The organism is Pseudopedobacter saltans DSM 12145, from assembly GCF_000190735.1.
GTDB lineage: Bacteria > Bacteroidota > Bacteroidia > Sphingobacteriales > Sphingobacteriaceae > Pseudopedobacter > Pseudopedobacter saltans.
Genome location: NC_015177.1, coordinates 3,743,693 through 3,760,777 on the forward strand (window position 1 = coordinate 3,743,693; position 17,085 = coordinate 3,760,777).

The 17,085-nt window shown below is 37.2% G+C and carries 10 protein-coding genes; 7 read left to right on the forward strand and 3 right to left on the reverse strand.

Annotated elements, in window-relative coordinates; translation table 11 throughout:
- Positions 1-144: 144 nt before the first annotated feature.
- On the reverse strand, positions 145-978 hold the full coding sequence (locus PEDSA_RS15820) for a DeoR/GlpR family DNA-binding transcription regulator (protein ID WP_013634170.1): 834 nt from the start codon (positions 976-978) through the stop codon (positions 145-147).
- Positions 979-1,247: 269 nt separating this feature from the next.
- Here PEDSA_RS15820 and PEDSA_RS15825 point away from each other — a divergent pair, with 269 nt between their 5' ends.
- The 7 genes from PEDSA_RS15825 (at position 1,248) to PEDSA_RS15855 (ending at position 11,658) form a co-directional block, all read left to right on the forward strand.
- Positions 1,248-2,609: a sn-glycerol-1-phosphate dehydrogenase gene (locus PEDSA_RS15825; RefSeq protein WP_013634171.1), complete on the forward strand. Its 1,362-nt coding sequence runs from the start codon at positions 1,248-1,250 to the stop codon at positions 2,607-2,609.
- Positions 2,610-2,713: 104 nt separating this feature from the next.
- Positions 2,714-4,183 carry an MFS transporter gene (locus tag PEDSA_RS15830; RefSeq protein ID WP_013634172.1) on the forward strand — a complete coding sequence of 490 codons (1,470 nt, stop codon included), beginning with the start codon at positions 2,714-2,716 and terminating at the stop codon, positions 4,181-4,183.
- 80 nt (positions 4,184-4,263) lie between these two features.
- Positions 4,264-5,133, forward strand: a complete 870-nt coding sequence (locus PEDSA_RS15835) for an HAD-IIA family hydrolase (protein ID WP_013634173.1) — start codon at positions 4,264-4,266, stop codon at positions 5,131-5,133.
- Between the two features lie 280 nt (positions 5,134-5,413).
- Positions 5,414-5,971 (forward strand): TetR/AcrR family transcriptional regulator, encoded by a 558-nt coding sequence (locus tag PEDSA_RS15840; RefSeq protein ID WP_013634174.1) that lies wholly within the window; start codon positions 5,414-5,416, stop codon positions 5,969-5,971.
- A 9-nt stretch (positions 5,972-5,980) separates the two neighbouring features.
- The gene (locus tag PEDSA_RS15845; protein WP_013634175.1) at positions 5,981-7,309 is read left to right on the forward strand and encodes a TolC family protein; all 1,329 of its coding nucleotides are present in this window, start codon (positions 5,981-5,983) and stop codon (positions 7,307-7,309) included.
- A 32-nt stretch (positions 7,310-7,341) separates the two neighbouring features.
- On the forward strand, positions 7,342-8,454 hold the full coding sequence (locus PEDSA_RS15850; RefSeq protein WP_013634176.1) for an efflux RND transporter periplasmic adaptor subunit: 1,113 nt from the start codon (positions 7,342-7,344) through the stop codon (positions 8,452-8,454).
- A gap of 33 nt (positions 8,455-8,487) precedes the next feature.
- Positions 8,488-11,658 carry an efflux RND transporter permease subunit gene (locus PEDSA_RS15855; RefSeq protein WP_013634177.1) on the forward strand — a complete coding sequence of 1,057 codons (3,171 nt, stop codon included), beginning with the start codon at positions 8,488-8,490 and terminating at the stop codon, positions 11,656-11,658.
- Positions 11,659-12,475: 817 nt separating this feature from the next.
- Here PEDSA_RS15855 and PEDSA_RS19700 read toward each other — a convergent pair.
- Positions 12,476-12,913 carry a DUF4258 domain-containing protein gene (locus PEDSA_RS19700; RefSeq protein WP_013634178.1) on the reverse strand — a complete coding sequence of 146 codons (438 nt, stop codon included), beginning with the start codon at positions 12,911-12,913 and terminating at the stop codon, positions 12,476-12,478.
- A gap of 98 nt (positions 12,914-13,011) precedes the next feature.
- Positions 13,012-17,067 carry a hybrid sensor histidine kinase/response regulator transcription factor gene (locus PEDSA_RS15870; protein WP_041537512.1) on the reverse strand — a complete coding sequence of 1,352 codons (4,056 nt, stop codon included), beginning with the start codon at positions 17,065-17,067 and terminating at the stop codon, positions 13,012-13,014.
- Between the last annotated feature and the right edge of the window lie 18 nt (positions 17,068-17,085).

Genomic DNA, 17,085 nt, shown 5'->3' on the forward strand with positions numbered 1-17,085 from the left:
GAAATCATTTGTTGTTAAAACGAATGAAAATTAGTGTTTATGTTTCCTTTTTAATCTATGTTTGTAATTTAGGGGTTGATTGTTTCCTGAATATTAAGAAGTGATTATCTGTTTATTTTGGCAGATAGTGTAGAATGTCTGTAATTATCTTGCTATAATAACTTCCACACCCTGTTCTTCGATTAATTTCTGTATAGACGGAGATATGCCTTCGTCGGTGATAATAATGTCTATCTTGTCAAGATTGCATATTTTTCCGAAGCCTTTTCTACCAAATTTAGACGAGTCGCAAAGTACTATTGTTTTTAATGAAATGTTCATCATGGCCTTGTTAAGTTCGGCTTCTTCTATGTTGGAGGTTGTTACGCCGAAGTCAAGGTCTACACCATCTACACCTAGAAAAACTTTAGAGCAGGTGATGTTTTCCAGGAAGCTGAGCGTGTAGCTTCCAATTACAGACATGGAGCTCCTTCTGAATGTCCCTCCGAGTTGTGAAATGTTAATCGCTTCATTTTCACTGAGTATTGTGGTGGCTTTTATAGACGAAGTTACTACAGTGAGCCGCTCTTTAGGTACTATCTGTTCTGCAAAAGCGCAGATAGTAGAGCCGGAATTGATAATGATCGAGTCGTTCTCTTCTATTAGTTTTGATGCAGAAATTCCTATAAGTTGCTTTTCTTTTATTCTTTCCTTTTCTTTTTCTTTTACATTTCTGTCGGATGCGTGTGGGTTAATAGGGCTGGCGCTTCCATGAGTACGGTATAAAAGTCCCTTTTCTTCGAGTGTTTTTAGGTCTTTTCGTATAGTTACCGTTGTTACGTCCAGTTTTTTTGCAACATCTATAACTCTTATAAACCCTTCTTTTTGTAGTGTATTTAAAATGTATTTATGTCTTTCTGCAATGCTTAAAATCATTCTGACAAGTGTAAGTTTTAACAAATAAAAAGAAATAATCAGTGATTTCAAAAGATCAATCATCTGTTTTAGCGAAGGGTTTCGTTTTTTTATGTTTTTATTTTTCGTTTTGTTTTTATTTTTTGTTTTGTAGTTTTGTTTATGCACTTATGTTAAAATAAACCACGAACCAGAATAATTAATAGAATAAGGAAAAACTTGATAGGGCATGCTCGAAAAGAAATAGATTTTATCGAATAGAGATCGGAAAAAAGCTTGGTATCATAGCGTATTTACCGATTGAGCTTTGAACAGTTTTAAATGCGAACAAAGAAGTAAGATAACAAAAAATTATGTCGACAAAAGTAGAGGCTGCATTGAAAGCAGCAAGCGAAACAAAAGACCTATTGGTGGGAAGTAATATCCTTGACAAGGTTCCTGATTTATTTAAGAAATATTTTGGTAATAATAAAGCCGTTATAATTGCCGATGAAACGACCTATAAAATAGCAGGTAAGCAAATAGCCGACTTGCTTTCTAAAGATGGAGTGGAACAAGAGCCGGTTTTTATTTTTAAAGATCCTGATTTATATGCAGAATATAGTTTTGTAGAAGAGCTTGCTGCGTCCTTGTCTGTGCACAATGCAGTACCAATTGCAGTAGGGTCGGGCACTATAAATGATTTAACTAAATTGGCGGCACATCAAAATGGCCGCGAATATATGTGTGTAGCAACTGCGGCCTCTATGGATGGCTATACAGCGTTTGGAGCATCTATAACTGCAGACGGAGCCAAACAGACATTCAATTGCCCCGCACCTAAAGTTTGCGTGGCGGATATTGAAATTATCCGTAATGCGCCAACCAAGATGACCGCTTCCGGCTATGCTGATTTATTTGCAAAGATTACAGCGGGAGCAGATTGGATACTAGCAGATAGTCTTGGAGTGGAGCCTATCGATGAACAGGCATGGAGTATTGTCCAGGATGGCTTACATGATGCACTTTCTGATCCGGAAGGTGTACATAATGGAGACCCGCAAGCGGTAACAGAATTGATAAGTGGTTTAATGTTAGGAGGTTTTGCTATGCAATGGTCCAAGTCTAGCCGACCTGCCTCGGGGGCAGAACATCAGTTTAGTCATCTGTGGAATATGGAGCACCATACAAATAATGGAGAGCATATTTCTCATGGTTTTCAGGTGGCGATTGGTACATTGGCTATTAGCGCATTGTACGAAGAAATATTAAAATACCCCTTTGATCAGTTAAATATTGAAGGATGTTGCGCCAATTGGCCCTCACCAGAAGCCTTGGAAATAGAATCCAGAATCTTGTTTAAAGATACAGACTTTCTGGAAATTGGAGTGCAGGAAACCAAAGCCAAATATGTTGATACGGTAGGACTTGCGAAACAACTTGAATTATTAAAAAATAACTGGGTGGAGATTAAGCAAAAACTCAAAGCACAGTTGGTGCCTTTCAGCGAAGCGCAAAATCGGTTGAAAATGGTTGGTGCTCCGTATGAGCCAGAGCATATAGGTCTTACCAGGGAATATCTGAAAAATACCTTTATAAGGGCACAATATATTCGTCGTCGGTTTACTGTACTTGATTTATTGGTACGAACGAATACGCTTGATTTCTTTTTGGACAAACTTTTTGGGAAAGAAGGGGTATGGGTATTGGAAGAAAATAAACTCTTATCGGAATAAGTAGTGATATCAAGTCTTTTAATGAAAATTGGCAGAGCTTTAAAGGGGTCTTTAAATTGTTCCCTATATAATAACTATATTCAAAACTAACCTAACCAACGGCGATGAAAGAAGAAACAGTTTTAACAAACGAAAAGTCTAAGACGTTTAAATATTGGCAAACGCGTACCATTGTGGTGACGATGATTGGCTATGCCATATTTTATTTTGTACGCAAAAATTTCTCTTTTGCTATCCCCGGACTTACAGCCGAGTATGGGATAACAAAAACAAGCTTCGGGATTATCATGACGTTAGTTACTATCGTTTATGGTTTATCACGATTTCTTAACGGACTGATAGCAGATAGAATGAACGCCCGCTATCATATGTCAATTGGTTTGTTTCTGTGTGCGGTAGCTAATTTTGCTTTTGGCTGGGGTACCGATCTGAGTGCGCTGATCACAGGCGAAACAGGGGGACCAATGTTTACAAATACAATGGTTTTAATATTTGGTATCGTTCTGATTGTAAATAATCTTATTCAAGGGAGCGGCTTTCCTCCGGTGGCGCGTTTGTTAACCCATTGGATACCTCAGAATGAGTTGGCGACAAAAATGTCTATTTGGAACACTTCACATTCTATTGGAGCGGCATTGGTTGCTATTCTTGCAGGTTATATTATGGGATCTTTGGGAACCAATATGAGTGATAATCCTGAAGTAGTTGCTACTATTGCAGCAAATTTGAAGGTGGATCCAGCGAATACTGAAAAAATGAAAAGTGTTATTGAATCTGCATCTCATTATGGCGCATGGAAATGGTGTTTTTGGATACCAGCGGCAATTGCGTTGGTTGGATCGATTGGATTGTTTATTGGCTTGCGAGATACGCCGTCTTCGGTAGGTTTACCAGAATTACATAAAATACATAAAAAAGGAAAAGATTCTTCTGCAGAATTTAAAGCTTTTGTTCGCAAGGCGGTTTATCGCAATAAATGGATATGGATATTGGGAATAGCCAATTTCTTCGTTTATGTGGTTCGTTTTGCTGTATTGGATTGGGGGCCTACGTTTTTGAAAGAAGCGCATGGTATGACACTGGCAAATGCGGGATGGACCGTAGCTGTTTTTGAAATTTTCGGTATCGCGGGTATGCTCGTTGCCGGCTGGGTTACCGATAAATATCTTGAAGGGAAAGCTCATCGTACTTCTTTATACTGTATGATAGGTGTCGCTATATTTATGACAATTTTCTTATACCTACCGAATAACACGCCATCATGGGGAATGATATTGGTTTTGGCTATGGCGGGATTCTTTATTTATGGTCCGCAAGCCCTTATTGGTATAGCTGCGGCAAACCAGGCAACCAATAGAGCTGCAGCTACGGCAAACGGTCTTACCGGTTTGTTTGGTTATGCAAGCGGTCTTGTTTCTGGTGTGGGTGTTGGCTATATGGTAGATACTATTAATAAAGTGAATCCCGGAAAAGCGTGGGACTATGTTTTTATGATGATGATTGGTATGGCGGTCCTTTGCGTTTTTATTTTTGCGTTGATGTGGAAGGCGAAAGCGCATGGCTATGAATCATAATCTACGCTTAAGATAAATGATGATTAACCAATACAGATGATGAAGCGCCAAGAAGAGTAAATAATAGAAAGAATATTGAAATGAAAGAATACGGATATATTGATAGTAGCAGATTAAACACAACGGATAAATTATACAATTGCCTGAAGGATATTAAACATATTGCCCTGGATATGGACGGGACAATTTATAATGGAAGTACATTATTTCCGTTCACTATTCCCTTTTTGCATAATTTAAAAGAGATGGGAATCTCCTATTCCTTTCTTACCAATAACCCATCTAAAAGTACAGCTGATTATCTTTTGCACCTGTCTAAAATGGGAATAATGGCAGATAAAGAGGAAATGTATACCTCGGCTCAAGCCACTATAGAGTATATTAAAACGAGCATGCCTAATGCAAAGCGCCTCTTTTTGTTAGGGACACCAAGTATGATAAGTGAATTTGAAGAGGCTGGATTTATTTCCACAGCTGATGATGAGAATGATGTTCCGGATGCTGTAGTGGTGGCATTTGATATGTCGCTTACTTATTCCAGATTATGCAGAGCATCGTGGTGGGTTTCTCAAAAGATACCTTATATCGCTACCAATCCGGATAGGGTTTGTCCTACCGATAAAAAAGTTATTTTGGTTGATTGCGGAGCAATTTATACCTGCATAGAGTATGCAACAGGAAGATTTCCGGATATTGTAATTGGAAAACCCAATCCAGGAATGTTACAGGGTATTTTAAAGCGATATGAGTTGCAGCCATCAGAGGTTTTAATGGTAGGGGACAGAATATATACGGATGTGAAGATGGCTCATAATGCTGGTGCTGTAGGTGTTTTAGTATTATCAGGGGAAACGACAATGGATATAGTCAATCAATCAGAAACGGTTCCGGATATCATAGCTTACGATTTGGCTGAGTTGGAGTCTATGCTTATGCAAGCAAGAAAATAGGATTTGTATAAAGCTGTAAGATGACAGTTTTAAATTTAAAATAGCTCTTTAGAAAATAAGCATAAATTTTAAATGAAAAGCTTTCCATTCACCGGAGGGCTTTTTTTATTTTATACTATTTAGGACTTCTTAGGACTTCGGTGATCTTCTGTACGTGGTATTTTTATCAGTCAAATGTAATTATTCGGCTCGTATAGGTGTTAAAATACACTAAACATGTCATTTAAGTAAATTAAAAATCTTTCCTTTGCCAACCGAATGAACATTCATTCTTTGTGAAATGGATAAAAAGGAAGCTATTTTTAAACAAACACTCTTACTGCTGCATCAAAAGGGGTTCCATGGGACGCCAATGAGTCAGATTGCTCAGAATTCTGGTGTCGCCATCGGTACCATATACCATCACTTTGCATCTAAAGACGAATTGATTCTTGAGTTGTTTAAATATTGCAGAGGTATTATAACAGAGAATATTTTTAAAGACAACCAGAGTCATATTGATTTTAAAACGAGATTCTTTAGTCTTTGGTTGAACTTTGTTGATTTCTACATTCGTCGTCCAGAGTTCATGGGTTTTATGGATCAGTTTTATTCTTCGCCTTATCTGCATCAGGCATTAACTGAAGAAACGATGTGCGGAGAAGATTCTGTCTCTAAATTCCTAAGGGAAGGTATAGAGCAAAGATTTATTAAAAATGTTGATGTGAATATAATAAGTACTGTTTTTATCGGAACTGCGGTATCTACAGTAAAGAGGCAAGAACACGGGCTAAGTAACTTTGACGAAGAGAGCCTTAGACATATTATCGAAATTATTTGGGAAGGTATCAAGAAATAAGTTTTTATTATGAAGATCAGATATATATTAGCAAATCTCCTGCTTTTACCTCTTTTTTTGAGTAAAGCGGATGCGCAAGTTAACCAAAGGCAGAAATTGCCGGAAAAAGCCACTTTAAATCAACTGATAGATTATGCTTTAGAGAATAGGATCTCTGTAAAGCAAGCGGAAATAGATGAAGAAATAGGTAAAAAGGATATTGCTTCGGCTTTATCCGGTTGGTTCCCTCAGGTTTCGGCAAACGGAAGTTACACACACAATATCAAGATTCCAACAACTTTTTTTAACGGACAGAATCTGCAGATGGGCCAGGAAAATACCAGTGCCTTAGTATTACAGGCAGATCAACAACTGTTGAACCCTTCATTAATACAGGCTTCCAAAGCTTCAAAATATATCAGACAGCAAAATTTACAAAACACAGAAAATGTGAGGATTAATGCTGTTGTAGATGTAAGTAAAGCCTATTATGATATTCTTACAAGCGAAGAGCAGATTAAAATTATACAAGAAAATATCACTCGTTTACTGAAGCAATATAATGATGCTAAAATAAGATACGAAACAGGTTTAGTTGATAAGACAGATTTTAAAAGAGCACAGATAGCTTTAAGCAATGCCAAAGCGGATGAGAAGAGGACTGTTGAGCTTAGAAAGTATAAATACGAGAATCTGAAGCAAATCTTGGGCATAGGTGCAACGGAAAATATATCACTGTCTTTTGCAGATAAATCTATGGAGAACGAAATTCTGCTGGATACGACAAAGACATTGTCTTATGCAGACAGGATTGAATATCAACAGTTAATGACTACAAAAAGCTTACAGAAAGTCAATACTCAATATCAGAAATCTACTTTTCTGCCAAACTTAAGTGCTTATTATAATTATGCATGGGATTTTAGAAGTAAGTCTTTTAACAATCTTTATGATAATAGTTTTCCAAGATCGGCGGCAGGTTTAACGTTGTCACTTCCAATTTTTCAGGGAACTAAAAGGTATCAGCAAATTCAAAAATCTAAACTTCAGGAAGAGCGTTTGGATTGGGATGTTATCAATTTAGAAAATCAGATTAATGCGCAGTACAGCTTAGCTAAAGCGACATATTCTGCCAATTTAAATGATTGGAAAACTTCAAAAGAGAATGTAGAGCTGTCTAAAGAAGTTTATAATACTATTAAACTTCAGTATGATGAAGGAATTAAAACCTATCTGGATTTAATGACTGCCGAGGCAGATTTAAGAACGAGTCAATTAAACTATTTAAATAATCTGTACGCAGTTCTGTCTAGTAAAATAGATGTTCAGAAAGCTTTAGGTACAATAGTAACACAATAATTTTCAGGTAAAAAGATTTGAAATCGACAGTTATGAATAAAATACAGTTAACAGCATTAGCTCTTGTTGGTACAGGATTGTTTTTCCAGTCCTGCCAGAATAAAGGAGCTCAACAAGGTCAGCAAGGAGAAGTTGCTGTGCCAGTAAGTGCGGTAGAAGTTACCCAGGAAGAAGTAAGCGGTTCAGAGAATTATCCAGCCGTAATAGTCCCAATCAATGAAACAGAATTAAGAGCCGAAGTAAGTGGGTATATAACTAATATTTTTGTAACGGATGGTGCATCTGTAGCTAAAGGCGATAGACTTTATGAAATAGATGGAACAAGATATGCAGCTGCGGTAGATCAGGCGAAAGCAAATCTTAAGATAGCTGAAGCTAATTTAGACAAGGTGAAACGCGATGTCCAGCGTTATAGAAAACTGGCCGAGCAAGATGCGATAGCCAAGCAGACACTGGATTATGCGGAGACGGATTTAAATAATCAGGAAGCCCAGGTTTTGGCAGCCAAGGCAAATTTGACTACTGCGGCAACAAACTTAAACAGGTCTGTTATTCGCGCTCCGTTCTCGGGAACAATTGGTATTTCTCAGGTAAGAAATGGTGCTTTGGTTTCGGCCGGAACTACTTTGTTAAATACGATTTCTACAGTAAACCCAATTACAGCGGAATTCCAGGTGCCAGAGCGTAATATTGCACATTTTGTTTCTCTGCAAAAGAGTGGAAATCAATCGGCATTAAAACTAAGATTATCTGATGGTCAATTATTTGATGGTGCGGGACAGATTATAACAATTGACAGGGCTGTTGATGAAGGTACAAATACGATAAAAGTAAGAGCAAAGTTTAATAATCCTGGTAATCAGTTGCGCGCTGGAATGAACGCTACGATTACTGTTATAGAAAAATCTTCGACTCCTGAATTGGTTATTCCATACAAAGCCGTTCAAGAGCAATTGGGGACCTATAACGTTTTCGTTATAGGTGATAGTAGTAAAGTTCAGCAGAGAAATATCTCTATAGGTCTAAAATTCGAAGATAAGGTTGTGGTTAAGGACGGTTTAAAAGTTGGAGATAAAGTGGTGACCGAAGGTGTGATGAATTTGAAAGAAGGAGTTAAAGTAACTGAGAAAAGTGCCGGAAACTAATATCGTTTTCCAATAAATGATTAAAGTAAAAAGATGATTTCAAAAGTATTTATAAAAAGGCCGGTTACAGCAATGGTAATATCCATATTGCTCCTGATTATTGGAGGAATATCTATTTATACCTTGCCAATCAGCCAATATCCGAATATAGCGCCCCCGACCGTAACGGTAAGTTCGACTTACACCGGAGCAGATGCGCAAACTGTAGAACAGACAGTAACTACGCCAATAGAAAGTCAGATTAACGGAACCCCCGGTATGATTTATATGCAATCCAATAGTACGTCGGATGGTGGTTCTCGTATTACTGTAACTTTCGAGGTGGGAACCGATATTGATATTGCTACACTGGACGTACAAAACCGTGTAGGTATTGCAGAGCCTGCATTGCCAGAGGCCGTAAGAAGATTGGGGGTTACTACACGTAAAGCGAACTCCGATATCCTGATGATGGTTTCTTTGGTTTCTCCTAACGGGACAAGAGACGCTAAATTTCTTTCTAATTATGCAAACCTTTATTTAAAAGACGCATTAATGCGTGTTAAAGGAGTAGGGGACGTAATGTCTTTCGGACAGCCCTTTTCTATGCGTGTGTGGTTAGATGCAAATAAACTGGCGAATTTGGGATTATCTCCCGCAGATGTAACAGCAGCAATTCAGGAACAGAATTCGAGAATGCCGGGAGGAAGTGTCGGTGGTCGCCCGCAGGAAACAGCGCAGGTTTTCGAATATCCGGTAATTACAGATAGTGATTTATCTTCTGTGGAAGATTTTGAAAATATCATTGTAAAAACCGGGACAGATGGATCTATTGTCTTGCTGAAAGATGTTGCTAGGGTTGAGTTGGGACAATTTAACTATAGTACTGCAACCAAGGTGAATGGGATGGAGTCTACAGGTATGATGATTAGCCAGACACCAGGTGGAAATGCGGTTGAAACAGCAGATGGTATTTACAAAGCGTTGGATCAACTAAAGAAGGCGTTTCCTAAAGACGTAGATTATGTTGTGGGTTATGAGACCGTATCGGTTGTTCATGCTTCTATAGACTCTGTTATTCATACACTGGTAGAAGCCCTGATTTTGGTAACGCTGGTGGTATTTATTTTCCTTCAAAACTGGAGGGCAACTTTAATTCCTGTTTTAGCTATTCCGGTTTCTATTGTGGGAACGTTTATTTTCTTCAACCTATTTGGTTTCTCCATCAATAACTTAACCATGCTGGCTTTCGTACTGGCAATTGGTATTGTTGTGGATGACGCCATTGTAGTTGTAGAGGCTGTTCAGCATTATATCGACAGCTATAAGATGAGTGCGAAAGAAGCAACTGAACGAGCCATGAAGGACATCACAGCTCCGGTTATTGCCATCGCATTAATATTGGCTGCGGTGTTTGTTCCTGTTGGATTTATTCCTGGGATGGTAGGGCAGTTGTATCAACAATTTGCGATAACAATTGCTGTTTCGGTAATGTTATCTGCATTTATCGCACTTTCCTTAACCCCAGCGTTGTGTTCTTTGTTGTTAAAACCAACAGCGGTTACCAAAGAATCTACCGGACTTAACAAGCTTTTCTATAAGTTTAACGTTTGGTTTGCTAAAGTAACTAATAACTATTCTAATGGAGTTAAGCGAAGTATTAAGAAAGCGCCTTTAGTTTTAATCATATTGCTATGTATTTTCGTAGGTACCGGTTATATGTTTAAAGTAAAGCCAACAGGTTTTATCCCTACGGAAGATGGTGGTATTTTCATGGTTGGTATTAACTTACCAGAAGCGTCTTCATCTTCTCGTTCAGATGCTGTATTAGAAGAAATTACCAAAGATTTAAGAAAATCTTATCCGGAAATAGAATACGTAACAACAATTTCTGGTATGAATATCCTGAACCGTTCTGCAAAACCGAATGGAGCGAGTTTGTTTGTTTCTCTTAAAAAATGGAAAGACAGAGAGAAAACTGCTGCGCAGATTGTGGGTGAAATTATGGGCAAATACCGCGGTTACGAAAAAGCTAGTGTCATCGCCGTAACCCCTCCTGCTATACCTGGTTTAGGTTTTTCAGGAGGTTTCTCTATGCAGATACAGGACCAGGCTTCTGTAGATATCAAGGAGTTTGAAGCGGTAACCGGGAAGTTCTTAGCGGCGGCAAATCAGCGTCCTGAAATTGCAATGGCCTATACTTTGTTCAATACGAACTCTCCAAATTATAAGCTGAAGGTTGACAGAGAGCAGGCAAAAAGAATGGGTGTTCCGGTGTCTTCTATTTATAGCGTAATTTCTTCTTATCTGGGAAGCAGTTATATCAACGACTTTACCAAGTACGGTAGAAATTTCCGTGTGGTAAGCCAGGCGGATACCTCTTATCGTATGCAGATAGAAGATATTGGTAAATTGTATGTTAAAAATGTGAAAGGTGCATCTGTGCCATTGGGCTCGCTAGTTTCTTACGAATTGGTAAGAAATCCTTCTATTGTTAACCACTTTAACATTTTTAGAGCGATAGAGGTTAGCGGACAGGCTGCTCCTGGATATAGCTCGGGAGATGCCCTAAAAGCATTGGAAGAAGTTGCTGCACAAGTTTTACCAACTGGTTACAGCTATGATTTCTCTGGTGTCAGTTTACAGGAAAAACAATCGGGAAATATGACGATTATGATATTCTCTTTGTGTATTATTTTCGTGTTCTTATTGCTAGCTTCTTTGTATGAAAGCTGGTCGGTACCATTTTCTATTCTTTTATCGGTTCCGCTTGGGGTTTTCGGCGCAATTTTAACCCTGATTTTAATTCCGCGAATCGATAATAATATTTTCGCTCAGATTGGTTTGGTAACTATTATCGGTTTAGCGGCAAAAAATGCAATTCTGATTGTAGAGTTTGCGAAAGAACGAGTTGATATCGGTATGCCACTTTACGAAGCTACTTTAGAAGCCGTTAAACTTCGTTTGCGTCCCATTATCATGACATCTTTTGCGTTTATCCTGGGTATTATTCCTTTGATGATTTCGACGGGTGCGGGAGCATTTGCCCGTCAAACGATAGGTTGGACAGTTTTTGGAGGGATGACGGCCGCAACATTACTGGCCATATTCATTGTCCCGGTACTTTTCGTTGTTATTACCAGATTGGCTTATGGTAAGAAGAAATTAGCAGAGCTGGAGGCCGGTTTCGATGAAGAGAAAGCTAAAAACCTGAGTGCACATTAATTCATTTTTTTATAATTGATAAAAGGGTTGTTCAGCAATGAGCAACCCTTTGTCTTTATATTAACACAGAATCTTAGGCTATTACATCTTGCTGTTGATGTAGACGTTATCTGGTATTATGAATTCTGATAATCTACAAAGGATATTATGTACAGGTATAGTAATGGAATAGCTATAGGATGATTAAAGGAATAAAAACCAGACAGTGCGGTATATATGGACAAAAGGTGGAGTTATAAAATCTCTTTTTGAGAAAGAATAAACGGAATGTAAGTTATCTTACTAAGATATAAAAATAAGTTGTATTTGGGTAGTGTCTTCAGTTTTAAGCATATCTTTTTTGTCACCTTGAGCACCAAGGGGAGATGGAGAACCTATGTAAATAATTTAGCTAAATCATTTTGTGAATAATTTAATTGTTCCATTCTGAATTTTATAGCTTCGATAGGATTAGGGAGTTCGATCGGAAAATGTTCATTTTCATATTTTTCAATCAAAATCCCTAAAATTTCTAATTCATCACCTATTAAAACAGACCCTATTGTCTTCTAAAATACTTACTCCTGGATATTCGTTTTCCAACTCATTTAAATTTTTCCAGGTTCTTCGCTCAGCTTCCTGATATCACGACTTCAATAGTTTTTCACAATCTGAATGTTTTTCCCAAAACTCACGCAGTATTTTTCTGCTATAACTCTCAAGTGCAATTCTTTTATACAAAGACAGTATGTTTTTTCCCAAATCGGGAACTTTATACTGAGGAATGTTAAAATAGGGATGATAATGTTTTATAGCTTGATATGTGAAGAAGTTTTAATTATCTGCAATTACAACTCCAGTCTGTATCTAAATCGATAACCGTAATGACAGTCAGCTTATCTTCGCAGGGAGCTATAATGATTCTTACATTTTGATTATCGCGGGTTTGACCTTCCAGAGCATACCTTTTTTTACAAATTTGGGTAGTTGTTGTATCTGATTTTTTAAAGTTAATCTTTCCTGTCCTCAATATATCATCCACTTCAATAGAGTCTATTTGTCTGCATTCCATTCTGCATTTGGCATGTTTAGAGAATATAATCTTTTTAGGGAATCTATTGGGCGCGGATACAGGCTCTTTATTTACAACAATTGATGGAAGCGTTTTGGTCGTTTTGTTTTCTGTTGGTTTATCATAAAACTTAATACCGACATAAATAATTAGCAATACGGCGGCAAATTTTAATAAGGATCTCTTTAAGACTTCTTTATCCATCTTCTGAATTTAAAATTCAAAAATAGAAATTATTTACGCTTATGCCGGGTTTGCATATACCGGAATCTAGTTTAGAAAACTTTTCAGCTTTTAACCTTCTACTTAATTTTATTTTTCTTTAGTTCCTGTAAGAATTGGCTTGGAGTTTTATTAAACTCTTTTTTAAAAGCTTTTGTAAAATAAGATTGGGTTTGTATTCCTACACGATAAATTACCTCGGTTAATAAGACATCTTCCTCACTCATTATTTCAACAGCTTTTCTTAGTCTGATGGTTCTTATAAAATCGCCAATTGCTTGCCCTGTTATATCTTTTACCTTCTGATAGAGCTTTGTTCTGCTCATGCCAATTTCATTACACAGGAACTCTATATCCAACTCCGTATTGCTGATGTTTTTATGAATGATATCCAATAGTTTTTCTAAGAACTCTTTATCCCTGGCATTATTTACAAGCTCTTTCGCCTGAACCTGATAATTTTTTTGATAATGCTCTTTAAGTTTATTTTGTTGTTCGAAAATATTACGAAGGGTAATTTCCAGAAGATCAATGTTAATGGGTTTGGCAAAATAAAAGTCCGCACCAGATTCTTTTCCCTCTATCTCTGCTTCGAGACTGGTTTTTGCAGTAAGCATCATAAAAGGGATATGAGAAATATCGATATCGTCTTTTGCCTGTTTACAAAAGCTAATTCCGTTTACTTTCGGCATCATTACATCGCTGATGATTAGGTCCGGATAAATTTCTTTACATAGTATAAGTCCCTGTTCTCCGTTCTCCGCTTCAAAGATCAGGTAATCCTTGTTCAAAGTTTCTTTTAAAAATGTTCGAATTTCTTCATTATCATCAACCACAAGGATTTTTTTATGGGATTTCTCCGATTTAATATTGTCCTCTTCAATATTTGCGTTAACAGATGTAGTATGTAGTTTATTGGTGATGCTTTCCAGCCTTACACCTCCGCTTTCCTCTGTTTTCGACCAAATCTCAGCATGGCTATAATCTGATTTGAGGAAAGGTAAGGCGATAATAATTTCTGTGCCCAAATCCCGTTCGCTATTAACGTAAATATTCCCTTTATGCAGAGCGGTGAGGCTTTTTACAAAAGCTAATCCTATACCAGAACCCATATGAGATTCTGTAATCCGGTAATACCTTTCGAATAAATGAACAATGGAATCTTTAGATATGCCTATGCCGCTATCAATAACTTTGATATACAAGTATTCTTTACTGTTTAGATTATTCTTTATCGTTAATTGATTGACCAGGCTTGCATTGCTGAATACCAATTTATCACTAAGTTCTAGTTTAACGCTCCCATTTTGAGGAGTGTATTTAATCGCGTTAATTATCAGATTAAGTGTTATCTTCTCAAGGATTTGTTTATCAGCCCAAATTTCCTCTCGTTTAGTAAGGTTCTCAAATCTGAAATCTATATTTTTTTCCTGCGCCAGCTCTTTAAACTCTTCTTCTATTTCGACAAAAAAAGCTTCCAGATTTAACTGCATAACTTTTAGCTGCAGGTGACCGGATTCTACTTTCCTAAAATCCATCAACTCGTTAATCAAATTCAATAATCGGTTAGCGTTATTGTGGATAGTATGGTAAAGGTTGTCAAATTTCGAATGGAAATCTTCTTTTAAAAGCCGTTCAACAGGCCCCATAATTAGTGCTAAAGGCGTTCTGAGTTCGTGGGAAATATTGGTGAAGAATTGCAGTTGCATTTGGTGCATTTCTTCTTTCTTCTTCTCTTCTATCGCTTTAATTTCTAAATTTCTTCTAAAACTTAGGATAAGATAGGCAATGTATAAAATAAGGAGTAATACAGACAATTTAAACCACCAGGTATCCCAAAAAGGAGGCGAAATTGATATAGCTAAAGAAGTTCCTTCGTTCCAGACATCATCATTATTTGAAGCTCTTACTTTAAAGATATAATCTCCCGGAGGAACGTTCGTATAATAGGCTTTTCTGTTTTCATTGATCGAATTCCACGATTTGTCAAAACCTTCAAGTATATATTCATATTTATTGTTTTCGGCAGCTATATAATTGAGTGCCGAGAAGCCAATGGAAAAGGTGGATTGTTTATAATTTAACTGAATTTCTTTGGTGAAGGAAATATCTGACTTAAGCGGAGAGTTTTTTGCCGATGGTAATATAGTTTCGTTAAAGATCTGGAAACTGGTTAAGTAAAGCGGAGGAATGAATTTATTGAAATGAATATTGTTTGGGTAAAAATAGTTGAAGCCATTTATTCCACCGAAAAACATTTCTCCGCTTTTGGTTTTTAAAGCAGCGTTAGCCTCAAATTCCAGGCCCTGCAAGCCATCGGCTGTGTTGTATTTTCTGAATGATTTGTCGCGAGGATCTAATTTGGTTAAGCCGTTTGATGTGGAAATCCAAAGAAAACCATTATTGTCTTCTAAAATTCCTTTTATAAATTCTTCGGATAGGTGGCAATCGTTGCAGAAAGGTTCAAACTTATCTTTTTGTGTGTTATAAAGATATAAGCCTCTTTGTCCTAACCACAGTCGTTGCTGCTTATCCTGATAGATTACGCGTATGTCAGGACTCTTTTCTTCGGCAGAGAAATAGTGTTTAAAAACCTGCGTATTCAGATTGTATTTGTTTAACCCGCCATCATCAGTTCCAATCCACAGGTTGGCAGAATTGTCTTCTAAGATAGAAACGATATTGTTACCACTTAACCTAGTGTTTTGTTTCCCTTCTTTTAGCTGTTTAAAAACACCGGTTGTTCTGTCTAGCAGATTTAATCCGTTATAATAGGTACAAACCCATAAGTTACCCTTACTGTCTTCATATGCTTTTTGAACAAAGTTCCCGCTGATGGAATTGTTATTATTCTTATCATTTGTATAGCGGGTAAAGCTATTTGCAGCTTTATTGTATTTGTTTAAGCCTCCGCCCCAGGTGCTGATGTAAATATTGCCGGACTTATCTGCCATGATGTCCAGAACTTCATTAGACCCTAAAGAAGTCTTATCGAACGGACTGTTTTTTAGGAAGGAAAAGGATGTTCTGTTTGGCGACCAGATATTTATTCCACCGCCGTCTGTACCAATCCAGATGCTTCCATCTTTTGCTTCGTAAAAGCTTTTGATATCGTTGTAATTTAACCCGCTTTTTTGCGAAGATTGTCTTTGCAGACTGAATTTCTCAGCTAAAGGAGAATAAATGTTCACTCCTCCACGGTGAGTCCCAATCCAGATATTCCCCTGATTGTCTTCAAAAAGAGCCGAAATAGTACGTTGCGATAATCCATGGGAATTATTAGGGTCATTGGTATAATTACTGAAAGTATACCGTTTAGTATTCAGTTTGTTTAAACCACCGTTGATTGTACCAACCCATAGATTTTGATTCTTGTCAATTAAAAGTGCTTTTATCTGATTGCTGCCTATGCTATTTTGCTCGAGATAGTTGTGGCGAAAGTGTGTGGAAGTTTTTTCTGAAGGGGAATATTTTATAATGCCATCGTCTTCTGTTCCTAACCAGAGGATACCATTTTTATCGGAACTAACGACGTTGATATTGTGTTGTTTTAATACTCTTCTTGCTTCAAAGCGATTGTTCTTTAAATCTAATCGGTAAAGACCGGCAGATGTACTTGCCCAAATCTGATTATCGGAGGGAATATGCAGATCGAAAAATTCTTTTTCTTTAATTCCAACAAGTTGTTTACTTGATTTTACAAGATTTGGACTGCTTGCCAGTAAAAACAATCCGTTTCCCCTGGTGGCTACCAATAAACTACCTGCAGCAATTTCTATAATCTTACTTATCGACTCTTTATACTGCTTTCCAAGATCAACCCGCGTAAAAATTCCCTTCTGCTGGTCGAATAGATTTAAACCTGATTTTGTACCTATCCATAAGTTATTTTGCGAGTCTTCAAAAATGCAGGTGATATAACTGTCGCTTATACTTTGATTGTTTTGCGGTAGGTTTTTATAAGAAATGATATTGTAGCCATCATATTTATTCAGTCCATCGCGGGTACCAATCCATATAAAGCCCAGTTTATCCTGTAAAATACACTCGATAGTGCTATTGGATAACCCATTATCATTATTTAATCTTTTTACCCTTAAATCCTGTGCTGCTGCAAATTGAAAGAAGCAGCTCATAACCAAAAATACAATAAG